The sequence below is a fragment of the Pseudoalteromonas sp. McH1-7 genome (genome assembly GCF_013366255.1).
Taxonomy (GTDB): Bacteria; Pseudomonadota; Gammaproteobacteria; order Enterobacterales; family Alteromonadaceae; genus Pseudoalteromonas; species Pseudoalteromonas peptidolytica.
Genome location: NZ_JABWPQ010000010.1, coordinates 102,859 through 120,975, shown reverse-complemented (window position 1 = coordinate 120,975; position 18,117 = coordinate 102,859). Strand labels below are relative to the sequence as shown.

The 18,117-nt window shown below is 41.5% G+C and carries 15 protein-coding genes; 6 read left to right on the top strand and 9 right to left on the bottom strand.

Annotation, left to right across the window (positions count from 1 at the left end; translation table 11 throughout):
• Window positions 1-38 precede the first annotated feature (38 nt).
• Entirely contained in the window at window positions 39-929 is an 891-nt protein-coding gene (locus HUZ36_RS09195) for a TetR/AcrR family transcriptional regulator (protein ID WP_176032661.1), read from the top strand.
• A gap of 152 nt (window positions 930-1,081) precedes the next feature.
• Here the strand turns inward: HUZ36_RS09195 and HUZ36_RS09190 are convergent, their stop codons facing one another.
• Complete coding sequence (locus tag HUZ36_RS09190) at window positions 1,082-2,152, bottom strand: LamG domain-containing protein (RefSeq protein ID WP_176032660.1); 1,071 nt, start codon at window positions 2,150-2,152, stop codon at window positions 1,082-1,084.
• 193 nt (window positions 2,153-2,345) lie between these two features.
• On the opposite strand from HUZ36_RS09190, the gene HUZ36_RS09185 reads away from it, so the two are divergent.
• Both HUZ36_RS09185 and HUZ36_RS09180 read left to right on the top strand, forming a co-directional pair.
• A complete protein-coding gene (locus tag HUZ36_RS09185) occupies window positions 2,346-5,090 on the top strand; it encodes an ATP-binding protein (RefSeq protein ID WP_176032659.1) in 2,745 nt (914 codons plus the stop codon).
• Complete coding sequence (locus HUZ36_RS09180; RefSeq protein WP_125252541.1) at window positions 5,087-5,443, top strand: Hpt domain-containing protein; 357 nt, start codon at window positions 5,087-5,089, stop codon at window positions 5,441-5,443. Before HUZ36_RS09185 ends, HUZ36_RS09180 begins: the two co-directional genes overlap by 4 nt.
• Before the next feature lie 530 nt (window positions 5,444-5,973).
• Here the strand turns inward: HUZ36_RS09180 and HUZ36_RS09175 are convergent.
• A complete protein-coding gene (locus HUZ36_RS09175; protein WP_176032658.1) occupies window positions 5,974-6,498 on the bottom strand; it encodes a DinB family protein in 525 nt (174 codons plus the stop codon).
• A gap of 299 nt (window positions 6,499-6,797) precedes the next feature.
• Here HUZ36_RS09175 and HUZ36_RS09170 point away from each other — a divergent pair, with 299 nt between their 5' ends.
• Together HUZ36_RS09170 and HUZ36_RS09165 are read left to right on the top strand one after the other, a co-directional pair.
• Window positions 6,798-7,526 carry a glutathione peroxidase gene (locus HUZ36_RS09170; protein ID WP_125252539.1) on the top strand — a complete coding sequence of 243 codons (729 nt, stop codon included), beginning with the start codon at window positions 6,798-6,800 and terminating at the stop codon, window positions 7,524-7,526.
• 139 nt (window positions 7,527-7,665) lie between these two features.
• Window positions 7,666-9,126, top strand: coding sequence for a dihydrolipoyl dehydrogenase (locus HUZ36_RS09165; RefSeq protein ID WP_176032657.1), 1,461 nt, complete (start codon window positions 7,666-7,668; stop codon window positions 9,124-9,126).
• Window positions 9,127-9,184: 58 nt separating this feature from the next.
• Here the strand turns inward: HUZ36_RS09165 and HUZ36_RS09160 are convergent, their stop codons facing one another.
• From HUZ36_RS09160 to HUZ36_RS09150, 4 genes are read right to left on the bottom strand one after another with little or no spacing between them, the layout of a single operon-like run.
• Entirely contained in the window at window positions 9,185-10,918 is a 1,734-nt protein-coding gene (locus tag HUZ36_RS09160) for an EAL domain-containing response regulator (RefSeq protein ID WP_176032656.1), read from the bottom strand.
• An 11-nt stretch (window positions 10,919-10,929) separates the two neighbouring features.
• Entirely contained in the window at window positions 10,930-11,151 is a 222-nt protein-coding gene (locus HUZ36_RS21955; RefSeq protein WP_318671596.1) for a hypothetical protein, read from the bottom strand.
• A gap of 11 nt (window positions 11,152-11,162) precedes the next feature.
• Entirely contained in the window at window positions 11,163-11,348 is a 186-nt protein-coding gene (locus HUZ36_RS21950) for a hypothetical protein (protein WP_318671595.1), read from the bottom strand.
• 11 nt (window positions 11,349-11,359) lie between these two features.
• Entirely contained in the window at window positions 11,360-12,448 is a 1,089-nt protein-coding gene (locus HUZ36_RS09150) for a PAS domain-containing sensor histidine kinase (RefSeq protein ID WP_176032655.1), read from the bottom strand.
• A 237-nt stretch (window positions 12,449-12,685) separates the two neighbouring features.
• Between HUZ36_RS09150 and HUZ36_RS09145 the strand changes: the two genes are divergently transcribed.
• Window positions 12,686-13,609 (top strand): GGDEF domain-containing response regulator, encoded by a 924-nt coding sequence (locus tag HUZ36_RS09145; protein ID WP_176032654.1) that lies wholly within the window; start codon window positions 12,686-12,688, stop codon window positions 13,607-13,609.
• 32 nt (window positions 13,610-13,641) lie between these two features.
• Here HUZ36_RS09145 and HUZ36_RS09140 read toward each other — a convergent pair whose 3' ends face one another.
• Genes HUZ36_RS09140 through HUZ36_RS09130 form a run of 3 tightly spaced genes read right to left on the bottom strand, consistent with a single transcriptional unit; the run spans window position 13,642 to window position 18,044 of the window.
• Complete coding sequence (locus HUZ36_RS09140; RefSeq protein WP_176032653.1) at window positions 13,642-16,068, bottom strand: ABC transporter permease; 2,427 nt, start codon at window positions 16,066-16,068, stop codon at window positions 13,642-13,644.
• The gene (locus HUZ36_RS09135) at window positions 16,061-16,750 is read right to left on the bottom strand and encodes an ABC transporter ATP-binding protein (RefSeq protein ID WP_147390666.1); all 690 of its coding nucleotides are present in this window, start codon (window positions 16,748-16,750) and stop codon (window positions 16,061-16,063) included. Before HUZ36_RS09135 ends, HUZ36_RS09140 begins: the two co-directional genes overlap by 8 nt.
• 46 nt (window positions 16,751-16,796) lie before the next feature.
• The gene (locus HUZ36_RS09130; RefSeq protein ID WP_176032652.1) at window positions 16,797-18,044 is read right to left on the bottom strand and encodes an efflux RND transporter periplasmic adaptor subunit; all 1,248 of its coding nucleotides are present in this window, start codon (window positions 18,042-18,044) and stop codon (window positions 16,797-16,799) included.
• Between the last annotated feature and the right edge of the window lie 73 nt (window positions 18,045-18,117).

Sequence of the window (18,117 nt, the reverse complement as noted above, 5' to 3'; positions counted from 1 at the left end):
AATTTGACTGTATACTATTTACGATTACAGGAGGCATGATGTCTGATAAGCGAAAACTAATTTTGGAGTGTGCAGAAGCACTGTTGGTTTCTGAAGGAGACTGTGCGTTTAGTATGCAAACTATCGCCGACTCCGTAGGGATCTCAAAAGGGGCTATTTATTTGCATTTCAGGTCAAAAGAAGATCTACTATTAGCTGTATTTCAAAGTCAAACCAACAACTTACTGGAAAAAATAACCACGGTTTTGAAAAACGCCACACTCACCCCCGACGAAAAGCTGCGGCAACAAATTCGCTTTCAACATGAAGATTTACAGCAATATCAGGCGATGTTTAACCTGTTATTACAAGAGGAGTCTCTAAGTTTGAACCACAGCCTACTCATGTTTTACCAAGAATTCCGCTTGACTTGGTTGACCTTACAAGTAGGGTTTTTGAGGGAGAAGTATGGTGACCAAATTCAACGCTGGGAAACCGACTTGGCGATGACGTTAGACGGAATAATCGCTAATTACCTTTCCCTTTCGGTTGTCGAGGGAATTGACTTTGACACTGAAAAGCTGGTCAATTGGGTTGTATCTTGCTTAGACTCAATCTGTACACAGCTACCAAAGCAGGGTCTACCGCCCGTATTGACCGAAAGAGATCTCCCTTCACTCAAAGAAATTGAAGCGAAAAAGCAGCAGCTACAACAACAACAAGTTCAGCAAGCATTTTCTCAGCTCAAAAATAAAGCGCAAAAGCTGAAGCTATCCGAACCAAAGCGAAAAATAGTTGAACATACCCTCACACTGTTAGAGAACCAATTACAAAATAACAACCCAGATACAATATTACTAAGAGCATTAATCGCTGGACTAAGAGATTATCGAGGCCTCAACAATGAGCGTCAATTACTCGCAGAAAGACTAGATGTAGAAGTAGTGTAGGTAATAGGATAACCAAAAATACTTATTTCTGGTTATCCCGTTAAATCACGCAGATTTATTTTTTATGAGATGAGCACCGTTTGTGCAACTAAAATTAGATATTAACTCATTTTTTTACAAATCTTCGGCTATTTTATTTCATCAGCTTCCGATTACTCGCCTTTTAACGCCGCGAGCTCCGCTTTTAGATTCAATATTTCTTGATTAAGTGTAGATATATGAACATCTTTTTGAGCACTCTCCTCTAACAGTAACATATTACTATTTTCTAGCTCTGTAATTTCTTGCTGCTGATTTTGAGTAGTATGAGTCAATTCCGAAATTGTTTTATTTAGGCTGTCATTTTCATTGACTAATGACGCCACTTTATTTTCTAAAATGTTAGATAAGTTTCTTAAATTAACAATCTGAGTACTAAGACTACTGATACTCAATTCCGCTGAGTCTAGTTGGCTCTTGCATAGTTGCAAAGTGCTTTTAGCAAAAAGACCACCTTGACTAAGTCGAGCAATTTCAGTTTCACTGAGTGCCCTACTATATATTTGAACATCATCCAACACTGATGCGCTGTGACTATATAGAGTCGACTTTTCCCACGTTGCAAACCGTAACCTTCTGCTAGTATCTGCTATTGAGCCATTCCCCACATATTCAGTACCTCTTAACTCACCGTTTCTATATAATTTTATATATTCACCTTCACGCACACCTGTAATAAAGTACCACTCATTGAGTGTAAGCGCTTCATAATCTCTCACGCTGACGGACTGCTTGTCTACTTCAACTCCAAATGTAAGTCCTTTGGAGCTTCTACCGCTACAGATAGATAAATGCCACTCATTTGTTCCCGGCTTATCTCCGCTGTGCCACTTATTAACTGCGGCACATCGGTTCCAATTACTCGTTGTAGGTTGGAGCTTTTTAACCCAAAACGCGACGGTAAAATCACCATTGCCAAAGTTTAAACTTTCACTATCAGGTATAATAGCGGTATCATTTACACCATCAAATTTTATTCCAAGATTATTTTTCCCCTGCGTAGTTACAGGGCCATTGTAAAATGTACCGTGATTTTCACCAACAGAGTCGATAACAGCCTGAGCATTGTCTAGCTTCCACAAACTTACAAGTCCATCTGGGTTTTTATCTAATGCGTAAGAAAAGAACGAGAAAAAAGATATAAAAATAATAAGAAGCCTTGGGAAATAACCAGTTAAAAGCATAAATATCCTATATAAAGTTTTTAATTTATTATAATACATTTCAAAATTAATAAATCCAACTAAAATCTCATTCCTATATATGCAATAAATTCAGGAGATATGAAAACCACCTATTTCCCCTCTCAACACTATCGTAACATAAGCAACACACTAATAAGCTGCTATATTATTGAGGGGAACTCAGGAGGATAAGATGTTAACAGCATTGAAAAATAGCATGCCTGTGCTGATCGTGACAGCTGACTGGAAGGTGAGCCACTCAACCACTGTAGCTCAGCAGCTACTTCACTCTCCAGATACACTTATCAACCAACACCTAGAAGACCTATTCATATTTCCTTCTTGTACCACCGAGCATCGTTCACTGTCGGAAGGTGCACTCATACAGGTATCACTTCGCGGATCCCCAACAGTACAATTTTTATTGTCTTTTTATGATGTAAAAAGCAATGAAATATTTGTGCATATTGCAGAATTATCAACGTATTACTGCCAGAACCCATTGGAAGATGAGCAAACTCGAATTTTAAGGCACGCTGTAAATAGCGCCAACCTTGGTGCTTGGTGTTACGACTTAGTCAATAAAAGTGCCTATTTTTCACCAAAATTTAAATCCCTAATTGGCTTACCTGTATCAGCAGCTTTGGATTGGGGATCACTACAAAACATGATCTATGATGAAGACCGGCCACTGTTTACTGAATTTTTATCACACCATATAGAACTCGGCTTGATGTTACACTTTGAATTTAGGATTGAAGTTAAAGGAAAACTGAGGTGGTTTGAGTTAAAAGGCGAGCAAGTAAAGTACTGCGTTCGTACCCATAGCATATATGGTATTTTGGCTGATTGTACACACGAAAAAGACATGTTAAGTGCTTTGCATGATGCAGAAGAAAGTAAAGCCCTGGCAATGCAAGCAGGAAAAATAGGCACATGGCGAGCGACTAGAGTTTCAAAGCAGTGGCTTTGGAGCTGGGATCATCAAGCGAATAAAATCTTCAAACTTCCAGAAGATGCTATAGGTCAATTAAGTCAGTGGGAGCAAAGCTTACACCCTGAAGATAAGCCTCGTGTTATCAAAGCACTTGAACACTCGCTATTAACTGGTGAAGTGTTTGAACAACGTTATCGCGGTTTGCTCAATGATGGAGATATTATCGTCGCCTATGCTAAAGGTGTAGTAGGGAAAAATGAAGCTGGAGAGCCTGCTCGTATCGACGGTGTGGTTATCGATCAAACTGATGTTTATATCGCGCAAAAAAAATTACAGCACATTAATCAAGAATTGGAACAACGCGTCGCTGAACGTACCGCAGACTTGCAAGCGGCAATCAGCAAGGCTGAGCAAGCAAACAGCACCAAATCCGACTTTTTATCAATGATGAGCCACGAGCTAAGAACGCCTATGAATGGCATTATCAGCTCGCTAGACTTAATCGGATTGTCAGAGCTTGATGAAGATAACAAAGAGCTGTTAGAAACAGCACAGATCTCTGCTAATAACTTAGTTGCCATTTTAAATGACATTTTAGATCTCGCCAAAGTGGAACAAGGAAAAATGGAGCTCGAAAGCTACCCATTTTCACCTTCGAAAATGATTCACAATATTCTTAAGACATTCGAGGCTCATGCCAAAGAGCATCGCGTACAGCTCCTTGTACTTGAAGATCAGAGCCTTCCACTAGAGGTAGTAGGTGATGAAAACCGTACTCGGCAAATTATTTTTAACATTCTTAGTAATGCCATCAAATTTAGCATGCCCGAGCGTGACGAGGGGGCTTTTGTCAAAATATCGGTTCATTGGGAGTCTGAAGGCGTCGCGTTGTCTCACCTTATTTTTGAGGTAGAAGACAACGGTATAGGCATCGCAGCTGAAGTACAAAAAAAACTGTTTACCCCCTTTACACAAGCAGAACGCTCCACCACAAGGAAATATGGCGGAACAGGGTTAGGACTTGCAATTTGTGGCAAACTAATCGATTTAATGGGTGGCAAAGTGGCATTGGAAAGTCAATTAGGTAGTGGCTCTACGTTTACTATTAGTATTCCCGTTTGGCAAGCAAGCCCTGAGCAACCAAAAAATAAGATTTTCGAAACGTTATATTGGTTTTGTGATATTTCGTGGCAAAGCCAAGTAACGCTTAAACAACTTTATCAGGCATGTTTACATTGCTGCCATAAGCTAGTCGTTATTGATGCAATAGAGCAAATGGAAGAGACAAACAATTGCGCATTAGTTCACGTTATCGTTGGTAGAAACAATACCGGCAGTAATATAGATTGTTATCAAGTGCCGACATTACTGTTTGTTGATGAGCGGTCAATGCGGTCTGCTGCTAATTGCCCACCTTTGTCTCAACCGTCCAAACCCGTATCGCCTCAAACATGTTATTCAATAAGGCAATTGTTAGAAAAGCTCGCTGAAAAGACAAAGCAATGTGAAGTAACAAAGCTAGAAAATTTGAGCGATTTCAGCGCCATTGATGAGTTTTTATTGCATCAAGATGCTGCTGTTCAAAGCGGCTGCGCAGCTGTCGACAATAAGACAGCCGTTCATATTTTACTTGCTGAAGATAATCCATTTAACCAAAAGCTCCTAGTCAAGCAGTTAACTAAGCTCGGATTATCGTGCGATATTGCCAACAACGGCAGCGAAGCGCTAGCTATGTTTAAAAAACAAAGATATCAGTTATTGCTTACTGATTGTCACATGCCTGAACTTGATGGTTACGAGCTTGCTAAGTTGATACGTGCATTTGAGTCTGCCAACACGCTCAACCCAACTCCCATCATTGCTGTAACTGGTGCTGCAATGAAGGGTGATAAAAAGTTGTGCCTTGATAGTGGTATGAATGACTATGTCAGCAAACCTGTCAGGTTAACAGAGCTTCAAAGTACATTGGGCAAATGGCTAAAGATGGAATTAAAGTTATGAGTAAAACCCTCAACCCTAATGTGCTGATCGAACTAATCGGCGATGACTTTATTACGGCTAAAAAGTTTTATACTGACTTTTTAATTCAATCAAAATCGAGCTTTGCAAAAATGAGGGCAACGTATCAAGATAACGATTTAAAGCGCTTGAAAGATGAAGCGCACTATCTTAAAACCTCAGCAAAAGCAGTCGGTGCTGAGTTATTAGCAGACTATTTACAGGAGCTAGAATATGCTGCAATGGACGGCAACAGCAGCCTATGCGCCGAAAAGATAAAAGCTATCCACCATGAAATTGGCAGCGAATTTGTAAGGGAATTAAAGGCATACCTCTCCTCTCACCCCCATAGTTAATACCTACTAGGTAACCTGAGGTTTGGGTAAAGAATGTTCCAACTCATTGTTGCTAAAGCACAACTTAGTTTTTCCCCTGTCTAGCCAGAGAGTTTTAGGGAAAACACCGCTCCCGCATCCTGCTCTCGCTAAGGTACCCACATCCTGTAGGCAAGGCGAATTTATGCACCAATAGCTGGCTATTGGAAGTGAATTCAACGCAGTTAGCGCTAAGGAGTAAACCTGGCGCTAACTACGTTAAAAGCTTCTTATTTAAAAATACTAAATAGCAAAATTTTTGCCTACCTACATATACTTAGGTATCTTGGCACTAGCAAGACGCAGAAACGATGTTATCGACAAGATTTTCTCGCCTCAGAATAGATCTCTTAATTAAGGCACATTGTATAACCTGCTCAGCCTCGAGCTGCAATATTACGAGTCCTACTTTATTACCATCAGCCACACTGTTGCTGTGCGGACATTTTATGATGGTTTGAGACTTATAAAAGTTACTAGTGACACCACTAGCGATTGAAGATGAGCCTAATTCACTGGGGGATCCGTGCCAATAAATCAGTTTCTCCCATATCGATGTCGATTTGATTAAGCAATGTTGTTACCTGTCCTCTATGGTGTGTCTGATGATTAAATAAATGGAGTAGTAACAAGCTTAATTTGCGAGCAAAAGTCTTACCTTTTGTGTTCTGATAGTGAAGCTCTGTTGCTAGGACTTCATCTGTTACCTCTTCAACAAAATTTATAATGATTTCATCCATTGCTACCCTCGCAGCCCTCAAGGTCGCAAACTCATCATATAGTAGGTCGTCTAATTTTGATGGTATTGTCATATCTAGTAATGGATGCAATGTTTTGAATTGATGGCTACTTGTAGAAAATCGTTTGAGCCAAATAACATCTGCAACAAGAATGTGATTTAACGACCCTATGATAGAACTAAAAAAAGCCCCCCGAGATTGGTGTAATTCAATGTCGCTTAATTCTGCAATTGCCTCAAACATCCTTTCATTCATCCAGCGATTGTAATCTGCCATTAATTCAAAATGTGATTTCATCTACTATTCTAATTCCCTAAAAAAGCCTAACTTGAGTTTTTGGACAAGAAGCAAACAACTTCTCTTACCAAGGTATGAAAAGGAGGCTTGCTCTCACTAAAATAGCGCCTACACTTGCAACAAGGCGGGCATCAACTATCCAAAATTCAGATTAACAATGTTCATGAAGTAGATCAAAGTTAACGGTGTTCAAAGTCCCAACCAATCTATTTTACTGTACGATTCAATCAAAACAATCAATTATACAAATAGATAAACTCTCGGCATACTAGCCACATCAACTTAAGAAGGAAAGCAAAATGTTAAAGAATATTGAAGGTCAACACGTACCACAGGTTACATTTCCAATCAGAGAAAATGATCAGTGGAAGCACATCACCAGCGATGAAATCTTTAAAGGTAAAACCGTCGTTGTGTTTTCATTACCAGGTGCATTTACACCAACATGTTCATCGACTCATCTGCCTCGCTATAACGAACTTGCGAGTGTATTTAAGCAAAACGGCGTTGACGAAATTGTATGTTTATCTGTGAATGATACCTTTGTAATGAATGCGTGGGCCCAGTATCAAGAAGCGCAAAATATAACGCTACTCCCTGATGGTAATGGCGAATTCACTGACGGCATGGGGATGTTAGTCGATAAAAATGATTTAGGCTTTGGTAAACGAAGCTGGCGCTATTCAATGCTAGTTAAAGATGGTGTGATTGACAAAATGTTTATTGAGCCAGAAAAGCCGGGAGACCCATTTGAAGTGTCAGACGCAGACACCATGTTAGAGTATATTAACCCAAGTCAAATAAAGCCTGAACCCGTGACTATTATCAGCAAAATTGGCTGTCCGTTCTGTGAAAAAGCCAAGGCATTACTAACGGAAAAAGGGCTAGCATACGAAGAGTTAGTACTAGGTCAACAAGCATCACTAACCAGCCTTAAAGCGCTGTCTGGACGTGAAACTGTACCACAGGTATTTATTGGCGGTAAGCATATTGGTGGCTCAGACGACTTAGCCGAATATTTTGCGTAAATAACTTCAATAACCTTATTACACAGTGACTTGGTATATACAGATATCAAGTCATACTGCGCCCCCCAACACGAGCAAATAAGACAGTGAATCATATATTGTCAAGGGGGTTTACACTTTCAAATTTTGGGATCAACAAATGAAAAAGATAAACACTGACGTAGTCGTGATTGGTGCGGGAACTGCTGGTCTTAGCGCCTATAGAAATGCTAAGAAATATACATCAGAAGTATTAATGATCGAATCAGGTGTATATGGAACTACTTGTGCTCGCGTTGGGTGTATGCCCAGTAAGCTACTAATCGCAGCGGCAGAAGCTGCACATCAAATTGAAACTGCGCCAAAGTTCGGTGTAAAAGTACCACCAGCCACAATTGATGGCAAAGCAGTAATGGCAAGAGTAAAAAGCGAGCGTGACCGCTTTGTAGGCTTTGTTGTGGATGCCGTTGATGAATTACCTGAGCACGATAAACTCCAAGGTAAAGCCAAATTCATAGACAATCACACGGTACAATTAGATGAGCATACGCAGATCACAGCCAAACGTTTCGTCATCGCCACAGGCTCTAGACCAAGTTACCCTGAGGCGTTTAATAACTTTGGAACACGCTTAGTCATTAATGACAACGTATTTGACTGGGACGACCTGCCGCACTCTGTCGCTGTATTTGGACCTGGAGTAATTGGCTTAGAGCTTGGCCAAGCGCTGCACCGCCTAGGTGTGAAAGTCAAAGTATTTGGCGTTGGCAAAGGCCTTGGCCCTTTGACGGATCCCATTGTGAAAGATTATGCTACTACTGTATTTAGCAACGAATTTTATCTCGATACCGATGCCAACGTCTCACAGATGAAGCAAGTGGGCGATAAAGCCGAACTCACCTATATAGATAAGCAGGGTTACCCACAAACAGAGCAGTTTGATTATGTGCTAGCTGCCACGGGGAGAATTCCTAATGTTGATAATTTGGGGCTAGAAAATACAAGCCTTGAACTTGATAGTAGAGGCGTTCCTATAGCTGATCCACACACTATGCAATGCCTTGATGGCTCAGGTAACGCGCACATTTTCATTGCTGGCGATGCCAGTGATCAAATCCCATTGTTACATGAAGCTGCGGATCAGGGCACCATTGCAGGTGAAAATGCCGGTCGCTTTCCGGATGTTAGAGTCGGACTACGCCGAGCCAAACTTGCAGCAGTCTTTAGCGATCCGCAAATAGCGATGGTAGGGGCAAGTTACAAGGATCTAGAAAAACAATACGGTGATTGTGGCTGTTTCGCCATCGGCGAGGTGAGCTTTGAAAATCAAGGCCGCAGTCGAGTCATGCTAAAAAATAAAGGACATATGCGCGTTTATGCTGAGCAGGGGACTGGGCTATTCTTAGGTGCGGAATTTGTTGGCCCTGCGGCTGAGCATATCGCTCATTTACTGGCTTGGGCGCTGCAAAATAAGATGACAATACCGCAAATGCTTGAGATGCCGTTTTATCATCCAGTGATAGAAGAAGGCTTAAGAACTGCGCTTCGTAATCTCAATGCCAATCTAAAGTTTGGACCCGACATTATCGCTCATTGTTTAGAGTGCGGACCAGGTGCCTAAGCATTTCTTGATTTAATAGCTGATCGGCGGGTAAACCACTACTTCACTGGTTTACCCGTTAACGTCTTGCATCTACTTCTCTGGCGAGATCTTTGTTTATTGCTCTTATAGTATTGATAACTGAGGACTCAGACACAGGACTTGAGAAATAATAGCCTTGAACTTTATCAACATTAGCCTCTTTACAAGCATAATACTGCTGATATCTTTCAACACCTTCCACCACAATACTTAACTGCAAGCTTTTCAACATATTTATTAAGCCAAAGAAAACTCTTTCCCCCATTTCATCTGCTTCTATTCTATCGGTAAGGGATTTGTCTACCTTTACAATATCAATTGGATAATTTAGCAGGTGAGAGATAGACGAATAACCGGTACCAAAATCGTCTAAAGCAAGTTTACAACCAATATCCTTAATGCGATTTAAGCTAGTCATTACTCGCTCACTATCATTAAGCAGCGCGGTTTCGGTCAGCTCGAATGTGAATAATCCCCCTTCCATGTTTGCACGCTCAAGACAGTCATTGATAAAAGCAGGTAAGGACATATCCACCAGCTGCAACGGTGAAAGGTTAATGGCTAAACGGATCGGATAGCCGAATTTCGAGTTAATTTGTTTTAATGTGTAGATCGCATGCTCAATAATCCATTTTCCTAAAGGCTCTATTAACCGTGACTCTTCCGCTACCAAAATAAATTCCTGCGGACTGCTAGTGAATTTAGCAGTAGGCCACCTGATCAGCGCCTCAAGTGATACTACCTTCCCTTGGCGAATATCTACGATAGGTTGAAATGCAAGCTCGAGCTCTTGTTTGTCGATTGCTCCTCTTAGGTCTTGCTCAACGTTATATTTCATTTGAAATTCAGTCTGCATGTTATCTTCAAATATACATGCCGCACTGCTCTTAGCTGATTTCGATCTAAAAAGTGCAATATCAGCGAAGCGGATAAGGTCATCTGCTCGCTTACCGTTTAGAGGATAAAGCGCTAGCCCCATTCGTACTTGGCAGCGAATATCCTTAGACATAATAGAATAGGTACGACTTAATAGCTTTATTAACTTTTCTGCCTCAATTTTTATTTGTAATGGGTTGTCGCAAGATACCAGCAAACAAGCAAACTCATCCCCCCCAAAACGGCTTACTATATCTTCGGGTTTGGTATGCCGGTTAAAGCTTGCACCAAGCTCAACCAGCAATTGATCGGCTGCCTCATGACCAAACCGGTCATTGATTTTTTTAAAATCAACAATATCTACAATCAAAACCCCAGCACAGCTATATCGACTTTTGCCTGCTTGCATCAGCCGTTGACAAGTTTCTTCAAAGTAATAACGATTATACAAGCCGGTGAGCGCATCCAGCTCAGCCATTTCTTTTACTTGTAAGTAACTATCGTGGAGCTGGCTTTCAAGTTCAAAGCGCTTTCTCGCTTGAATAATTGAGCGACTCAATATTGAGGCTGTGACTTCTTCTTTTAATAAAAAATCCTGAACCCCTAAATCAAGGCACTTTAATACCAGCTCATCAGATTGCGCATTACTGATCATAACGATAGTTAGATCTCGAATATGGTTAATCCGTTTCAGCTCTATCAATAGGTCTAAGCCATTCTTTGCTGGCATATTGTAATCAAGAAGCAACAAATCAAACGAAAGCTGCTCAAGAGCAATTATCCCCTCTTCAACACTCTCCACTTCGGTAAGTTGATGCTCGATACCTCCCTTTATTAAAGAGCGGCGGATCATTTTCCTATCAACAATATCGTCATCGACCAGCAATATATTCATATATGCACCATTTACTTCGCCGGAAACTGCACAATCCGCCAATACCCATCCAACATACCCACTAAACTCGACATCGAGTCACTAGCCTGCTCTTTTAAAAAATAACCGGCAACATTATTTGCATAGCTGTGGTGAATATCATCCTCGTCTTTTGACGTAGTAAGCACAAATACCACCGTTTCTTGTAACTGACTATCTGCTCTTAACTTCTCTAAAAATTCAAGCCCGCCCATCCGTGGCATCTTTAAATCAAGAAGAATAATAAACGGTAATCAACTTGGCCACCTCGCAGTAATTCGAGTGCTTCAACGCCGTCAATTGCTCTAACCATAGGATTCATGATTTTGCGCTTTGCGAAGCTTCTTTTTACTGTCATATAATCAACGTCGTCATCTTCAACAACTAACACTGTAATATCGTTATTTTGCATCTCTTATTCGCCTAAATAGGATTCACTCTGGTGTCTACTTTTGGCCACTTAATTACAAATTCGGCGCCTACACCTGTATCCAATATCTCAATGCTACCACCATAATAATCTAGTACTTTTTTAATAATCGCGAGCCCCATACCACTGCCTTCTTGTTGGTCTCGGGGTTTGAGTGTTTGAAACATTTCGAATACTTTTTCTCGATACTCTTTGGGGATCCCGGGGCCATCATCAGTAAAATGCAACTGGTATAATTCTGGCGTCTCTTTGATGTCTATGATCAAATTACCACTCTCACAATGGTGATGTTTCAGTGCGTTACTGATCAGGTTTCGCGTGACAACCTCAAGGGCTGTTTTTGGTAAAGTGACCATTAGTGACACACATTGCAGTGTTAGCGTTGATTCGATATCAATTGAGTCATAAATTTCTTGTGAAAACTCACTAAATTCAAAAGTTTCGCATTCACTATGCTTGCGATTAACCCGTGAATATATCAACAAGTCATGCAACAGCTTATTCATTCTAGAGACGCGCTGCTGGATCAACGCAAAGTTTTCTTTTGCCCCTTCAGGTAATTCATCTTCATCAATCCAAGTTACTAGTTTTGAAATCGCATTGAGTGGTGCTTTTAAGTCATGTGAAGCTATATATGCAAATTCATCTAATGCGTCATTTGAGCGTCTGAGCTGCACAACCAAATGCTCTCGCTCGGTAACGTCACTCGAGAGCCCCAATATAAACGCGGCACCATTGGCATCATAAAATCGCTTCTTGCGAGTGAAGAGTGTACGTACGCCGCCATCTGGAAAGGTTACCGTCTCATAGCATTCGGCATATCCGCTAGCAAATGCAAGCTTGTCGTCTTTGATAAACGCTTCCACCTCCTCAGGGTGATACGACTCTAAAGTGGTGTAGCCGATAATTTTCTCACGGGCAGACTCTGGGTACATTGAACGAAAAGCGTCATTTGCTTTCACAATCCTGAACTTGTCATCTTTAATGAAGGCATAGTCAGGAATATTGTCGAAGATTAGATCAGAGAGCGAGTCATCACCAACAAACCGCTCTGCTTTGGCGAGGGGGACTGAATTTGTCATCGTTATTCCTTTAAATCACGTATACTTTTGTATAGTAAAAATCGCCGTTTATTCAAGCAAAAACCGCTCTTTTGTTATAAAAGTGTTTTAATTCATGAATAAAGCGTATACTTCCATTAAGGTACAACCTTGGTACAACCTTGGTATGACGTTGACATCGCAGCAAAGCAGGTTTAACGCTATATTAAACCTTGAGCCATCATGATTGGCAGCCTCGCGTAGGAGTAGAGCAACACAATGTTTGAAGAAGTGACTGAGCTTAATGATTGCACCGTGGTCATTATTGAAGACTCCCCGCTGACACAAAAAGTATTAACAGCTTGCCTTGATGATATGTGCACAGTGGTTGCATTTGAAGGCGCTGAAAAAGCCATTGACTATATTAAACTCGCTCTGCCGGACTTAATCCTTATGGATTGGATGCTCGATGGGCTCACTGGCATTGACGCCTGCAAAGAATTGCAAAAGGATCCGATCACAGCGCAAATTCCGGTTGTATTTGTTACTTCAAATATAAAAGAAAATCAGCAAGAAATGTGCTGGGACGCGGGGGCGGTCGATTTTATCAGTAAACCTATTGTTGCTCGAACACTGGTAAACCGCGTAAAAACCCATTTAAAGTACAAAAAACAGGCTGATCAGCTAAGAGAATATTCTTATGTTGATGGGTTAACAAAAGCATTTAACCGTCGGCTTTTTGAGTCAGATCTTGAAAAACATTATCGCGGTGCAAAGCGAGCCGAGCATGCTTTGAGTGTTATTATGCTTGATGTTGACTACTTCAAACTGTACAACGACGAATATGGACATCTTATGGGAGATGACGTATTAAAGCATGTGGTTAAGTCTGTCAAAAGCCATATCCGTCGCCCAATGGATGCCGTGTACCGCTACGGTGGCGAAGAGTTTGTGATCTTACTCCCAAGCACCCCGTACGACTCGGCAATTAAGATCACCGAGCGTATTATCAAGCATTTTTTCGATGCCAAAATCGAGCACAAGCATTCCCCTTTTAACTATGCGTCCATCAGCGCTGGAGTGGCAACTTACAATGCACAAAGCCATCACGAGTCAGCTGCCTCGCTGGTACAACAAGCTGATGATGCACTGTATGAAGCAAAATATGGCGGAAAAAACAAAGTCTGCGGCGCAAACAGATAAAAGGCCTCATTTAATGTGAGGCCTTAACGTTTTTATTCATATCGCAATGAATTGATAGGCCTTGCCTGCGCAGCTACCATAGTTAAAGAACCTACTGTCACCCAAGCTATTACAAAGGCTATCACGGCAGCGGCCAAAAATGGGACAAAAGATAGCTCAATGCGATAAACAAAATTATTCAACCACTCTCTCATCACAATGTATGCCAACGGCCAAGCAATCAGGTTTGCAATCAAGACTTGTTTTGAAAACTCTTTGTTGATCAATAAGACAATGTCCATCACCGAGGCACCCAACACTTTACGCACGCCAATCTCTTTTGTCCGACGTTTCGTTGTAAAAGAAGCAAGGCCAAAAAGTCCAAGGCACGCAATGAAAATGGCAAGGAGAGAAAACAAGTTAAACACAGTGATTTCTTTATCCTCTTGTTGATACATCTGTTCAAACTCAGTTTGAAGATATGTCAACTCCATCTGTTGCTCGGGTATCAGCTTACGCCAAGTCGCCTCTATAAAATCGCGAATAAGCGACGCATCTCCTTGGAATTTAATTGCCATAGCATTCCCCTCTCCTTCCCTCAACAAGTGATAGGTTGGACTTATTTCTGTTCTGAGCGACGAGAAGTAATAGTTCTGTGTGACGCCAATGATGGTCGCTGTTGCGCTTGAGTGTCGAGTTAATCTCACTTCAAACGTTTTACCGATAGCCTCATCAGAGCTGAACCCAAGACTCTGTGCTGCTTTTTCATTTATCACAACAGAAAAGTGAGGGTGTGGATTGGTCTCACTAGGCAGAGTAAATATATCCGCAGGAAAATCACGGCTAAACCCACGGCCAGTTAGTAGTTTGATGTTGTAGCTGCTAAAGTAATCTTCATCGACTGCTAAAGTAGGCATGGTTTGCGATAATTGAGTCTTAGGGTTAACCATTCCAAAGGCATCAACTATGCTTTGTGTTGGTACAGCAGAGCTTGCCGTTACACTGTTAATATTTGGATGTGAGAGCAGTTCTGTCTTCAGTGCACTGCGTTGCTGGCTTGCAATATCGGTATAGAGACGATTCAGTACAAAAGTGTTGTCTTTGTCATAGCCCAACTCTATCGCTCGGGCGTATTTTAATTGTTGGTTTGACACTACAGTGGCAATAATAAGCACGATGGCAACACTGAATTGGAACACCACTAGCCCTTTGCGTAACAGTGCCCCTGACCTACCTTGTGTGATTTCTCCTTTGAGTACCTTGGCGGGTTTAAAGCCGCTCAGATAAAAAGCAGGATACGAACCTGAAATGATCCCAACGACAAAGCCTAGTAGCAATAGAATAGCTAAAATAACGGGCTGTGAATAAAAATCAAAACTAAGTGGTTTACCAATAAAGCTTGCGAACATAGGTAAACAAGCCTCAACCAGTGCCACGGCTATGATCAAGGCAATATAACTTAACATCATCGCTTCAACGATGAACTGTACAACCAAATGCTGCTGCTTCGCACCCAAGGTTTTACGCACCCCAACTTCTTTTGCTCGCTTAGTAGCAGTCGCGGTAGATAAATTCATAAAGTTAACACAAGCAATAAAAAGAATAAGTGCCGATATCACACTAAATGAATATACCGTATTAATGTCACCGTTTTCTTTCATCTCGCCATACATTTGAGAGTGAAGATAAATATCGCTGACAGGCATTAATGTAAAGTCTAACGTGTCACTTGCACCCTGGCCGTAGCGGTTCTCTAAATAACTTGGGATTTTTGCCTCTACGTCGTGCCCCGACACGCCATCAGCAAGCCTAACATAAGTGAAATAGTTAAAACTTGGGTCACGCTGCCAACTGGTATCACCATAATAAGTTGTTGCCGTTTCCATACTGATTAGTGCAAACACATTCAAATGAGTGCGCTGTGGTAAATCTTTGATAACCGCAGTGACTTTCAGAGGTAACTTTCCATCACCTAGTAACGCTTCGCCAACAACAGAGGTGCGGCCAAAATAAAGCTCTGCGGCAGCTTCTGTTAGCACGATGGAATTAGGATTATTGAGCGCAGTTTGGCCATTACCATGTAGTACTTGCAAAGAAAAAAAGTCTATAAAGTTCGCATCAGCAAGCAGTACACCTTCATGAATAAAGCTCTCCCTACCTTCACCAAGTGCTACCGTCACCTGTCTAAATCGAGTGGCATCGACGACTTCTTCAAAATGTGTTTTGTAGTTTTGGGCATTAAACACTTGCCCCTGAGCATAATAAATTTCAGGCGCACTGGGAGGCATCCACTTTACTGACGAACGATACACTTGCTCGTGGTTCTGGATAAACTTGTCGTAGCCAAGCTCAGATTCAACAAAAATTGCCATACTAATACAAATAGCAAGACCAATCGCCAAACCCAAAATATTAATAGCCGAATAAAGCTTTTGTTGTAGCAAGCTACGATACGCAATCAAGAGATAGTTTTTAAGCATAACGTACCTCCTGCATTTGGCTGGAAACGATATGCCCATCCAAAACGTGAATCGTTCTGTGTGCATAATTTGCATGGTGCTCAGAGTGCGTTACCATCACAATTGTCACGCCTTCTTGATTGAGTTGAGCCAGCAACCCCATCACCTCTTCACCATTTTTGGAGTCTAGGTTACCAGTTGGTTCATCCGCTAAAATCATTTTTGGCTTGGCGACAATGGCTCGTCCAACTGCAACTCGCTGCTGCTGACCACCGGAAAGCTGTTGTGGGTAGTGATCTTTACGGTGAGCAATATTCACTTTCTCTAATACCGCAGTGACACGCTGCTGACGCTCCTTTTTTGCAACTCCCTGATATACCAAAGGTAGCTCAACATTTTCGTATACTGTTAGTTCATCAATCAAGTTAAAGCTTTGGAAAATAAAACCAATATTGTCTTTGCGAATATCCGCCAATTGTCCCTCTGTTGAGTGGCTGATGTCACTACCATCAAAAATATACTCACCACCATCAAGCTGATCTAGCATGCCGATAATATTCAGTAGGGTAGATTTACCTGAGCCTGATTGCCCCATAATGGCCACAAACTCACCGCGCTCAATTACCAGCGAGACGTCCTCTAGCGCGTAAGTTTCAACCAATTCTGTACGAAAAACTTTATTTATTTTTGTTAGCTGTATCATATTCTTGTGCCTTCTAAATCTTGTTAACTTGGGGTTTGGCTTACACTTAGTGCGTCAGGCTTACTGACTGCATATCCTTAAAGCTACCGTAACTTGAGGTGATCACTCGGTCACCCACTGCCAGTCCATCTAGTACTTCAATAAATTTGTTATTACGCAGACCAAACGTCACCGGCTTTTTCACCGCCACTTGACTGCCTTGCTCTAACACAAACACCCATTGACCGCCGGTATCTTGATAAAATCCGCCATTTGGCAACAATGTTGCTGACTTAGCATCTGCCAGTAATAAATCCAACTGTAAGCTTTGCCCTCTGCGGATCCCACTCGGTAAAGCATCATTAAAGGTTAACTCTACCTCAAATCGCCCATTTGACACCTCGGCATACACTTTTGCTAGGGTTAACTCATATTGTTGACCTTGCAAAGACAATCTTGCAGCTTGCCCTGCATACACACGGCCAAGGTAAAATTCATCGATTTGTGCCGACACTTTATATTGAGAAACGATATCAACTTGACCTAACCGCGCTCCCCTTGCTTTAGATGCACCCAACTCTGCACTGAGTGCAGTCAACTGTCCATCAATAGGCGCTTTGATTATCAAATTCTCTAAGTTCTTACGGGCAAACGCTAAGTTTTTATTTAATTGCTTAACACTGTCTTCTAGCTGCGCAATTTGTGCGGTACGGATCTTTTCATCTTGTTGTTGCTGCTCAATAATTAGTTTGCGGCGATTTTTCAAATACACGGTTTCGTCTTCGGCGGCTTGCAGTTCATCTTTTGAAACCAAGTTACCATTACCTAGGCGCTTAAACTGAGCAAGCTTTCGTTCACTTTGACTAACTTGAAAGTCCAACTCCAATAGATCCCGTTTTAAATTTAAGCGATTTTGATCTATTGCTAAGCGTGTATTGTGCAAATTATTCAGCTGCTCTGAAATTTGCGCCTCGCGAGAAATAACATCAAGCTGCAAGCTGGTATTGCTTAGCGCAAGTAGCTTGTCGCCTTTTTTTACCATGGCTCCCTCTTCTACAAAGCGCGCCTCTACTCGCCCTCCTTCTATGGCGTCTAAGTACACTGACTTACTTGGGGTAATATTACCTCTTAGAGGGATCAGATCATGAAACTCCCCTTCTGTGACAGTGCTTATTTTGATTCGATTGATATCAACATTTAATCGATTTCCGCTACTCGTCGCAGCACTACCGAATGCAAAGTATGCGACTACAACCATAGGCAGAGCCAACCACCAAAGTCGGAATTTTTTGTTAGGTGTTATTTTTCTATCCATTTTGTCACTCACTTGAATTTAGTTGGATTTAATAACTCAAGTTACATGCCAAATAAAAAACAGCATAAAAATC

Coding starts and splice junctions, on each gene's coding strand:
- HUZ36_RS09135 (WP_147390666.1), bottom strand. CDS start 16,750: ATGATACAGCTAACAAAAATAAATAAAGTTTTTCGTACAGAATTGGTT.
- HUZ36_RS09185 (WP_176032659.1), top strand. CDS start 2,346: ATGTTAACAGCATTGAAAAATAGCATGCCTGTGCTGATCGTGACAGCT.
- HUZ36_RS21955 (WP_318671596.1), bottom strand. CDS start 11,151: ATGGGCGGGCTTGAATTTTTAGAGAAGTTAAGAGCAGATAGTCAGTTA.
- HUZ36_RS09180 (WP_125252541.1), top strand. CDS start 5,087: ATGAGTAAAACCCTCAACCCTAATGTGCTGATCGAACTAATCGGCGAT.
- HUZ36_RS09150 (WP_176032655.1), bottom strand. CDS start 12,448: ATGACAAATTCAGTCCCCCTCGCCAAAGCAGAGCGGTTTGTTGGTGAT.
- HUZ36_RS09130 (WP_176032652.1), bottom strand. CDS start 18,044: ATGGATAGAAAAATAACACCTAACAAAAAATTCCGACTTTGGTGGTTG.
- HUZ36_RS09170 (WP_125252539.1), top strand. CDS start 6,798: ATGTTAAAGAATATTGAAGGTCAACACGTACCACAGGTTACATTTCCA.
- HUZ36_RS09195 (WP_176032661.1), top strand. CDS start 39: ATGTCTGATAAGCGAAAACTAATTTTGGAGTGTGCAGAAGCACTGTTG.
- HUZ36_RS09145 (WP_176032654.1), top strand. CDS start 12,686: ATGTTTGAAGAAGTGACTGAGCTTAATGATTGCACCGTGGTCATTATT.
- HUZ36_RS09160 (WP_176032656.1), bottom strand. CDS start 10,918: ATGAATATATTGCTGGTCGATGACGATATTGTTGATAGGAAAATGATC.
- HUZ36_RS09190 (WP_176032660.1), bottom strand. CDS start 2,152: ATGCTTTTAACTGGTTATTTCCCAAGGCTTCTTATTATTTTTATATCT.
- HUZ36_RS09140 (WP_176032653.1), bottom strand. CDS start 16,068: ATGCTTAAAAACTATCTCTTGATTGCGTATCGTAGCTTGCTACAACAA.
- HUZ36_RS09175 (WP_176032658.1), bottom strand. CDS start 6,498: ATGAAATCACATTTTGAATTAATGGCAGATTACAATCGCTGGATGAAT.
- HUZ36_RS09165 (WP_176032657.1), top strand. CDS start 7,666: ATGAAAAAGATAAACACTGACGTAGTCGTGATTGGTGCGGGAACTGCT.
- HUZ36_RS21950 (WP_318671595.1), bottom strand. CDS start 11,348: ATGCAAAATAACGATATTACAGTGTTAGTTGTTGAAGATGACGACGTT.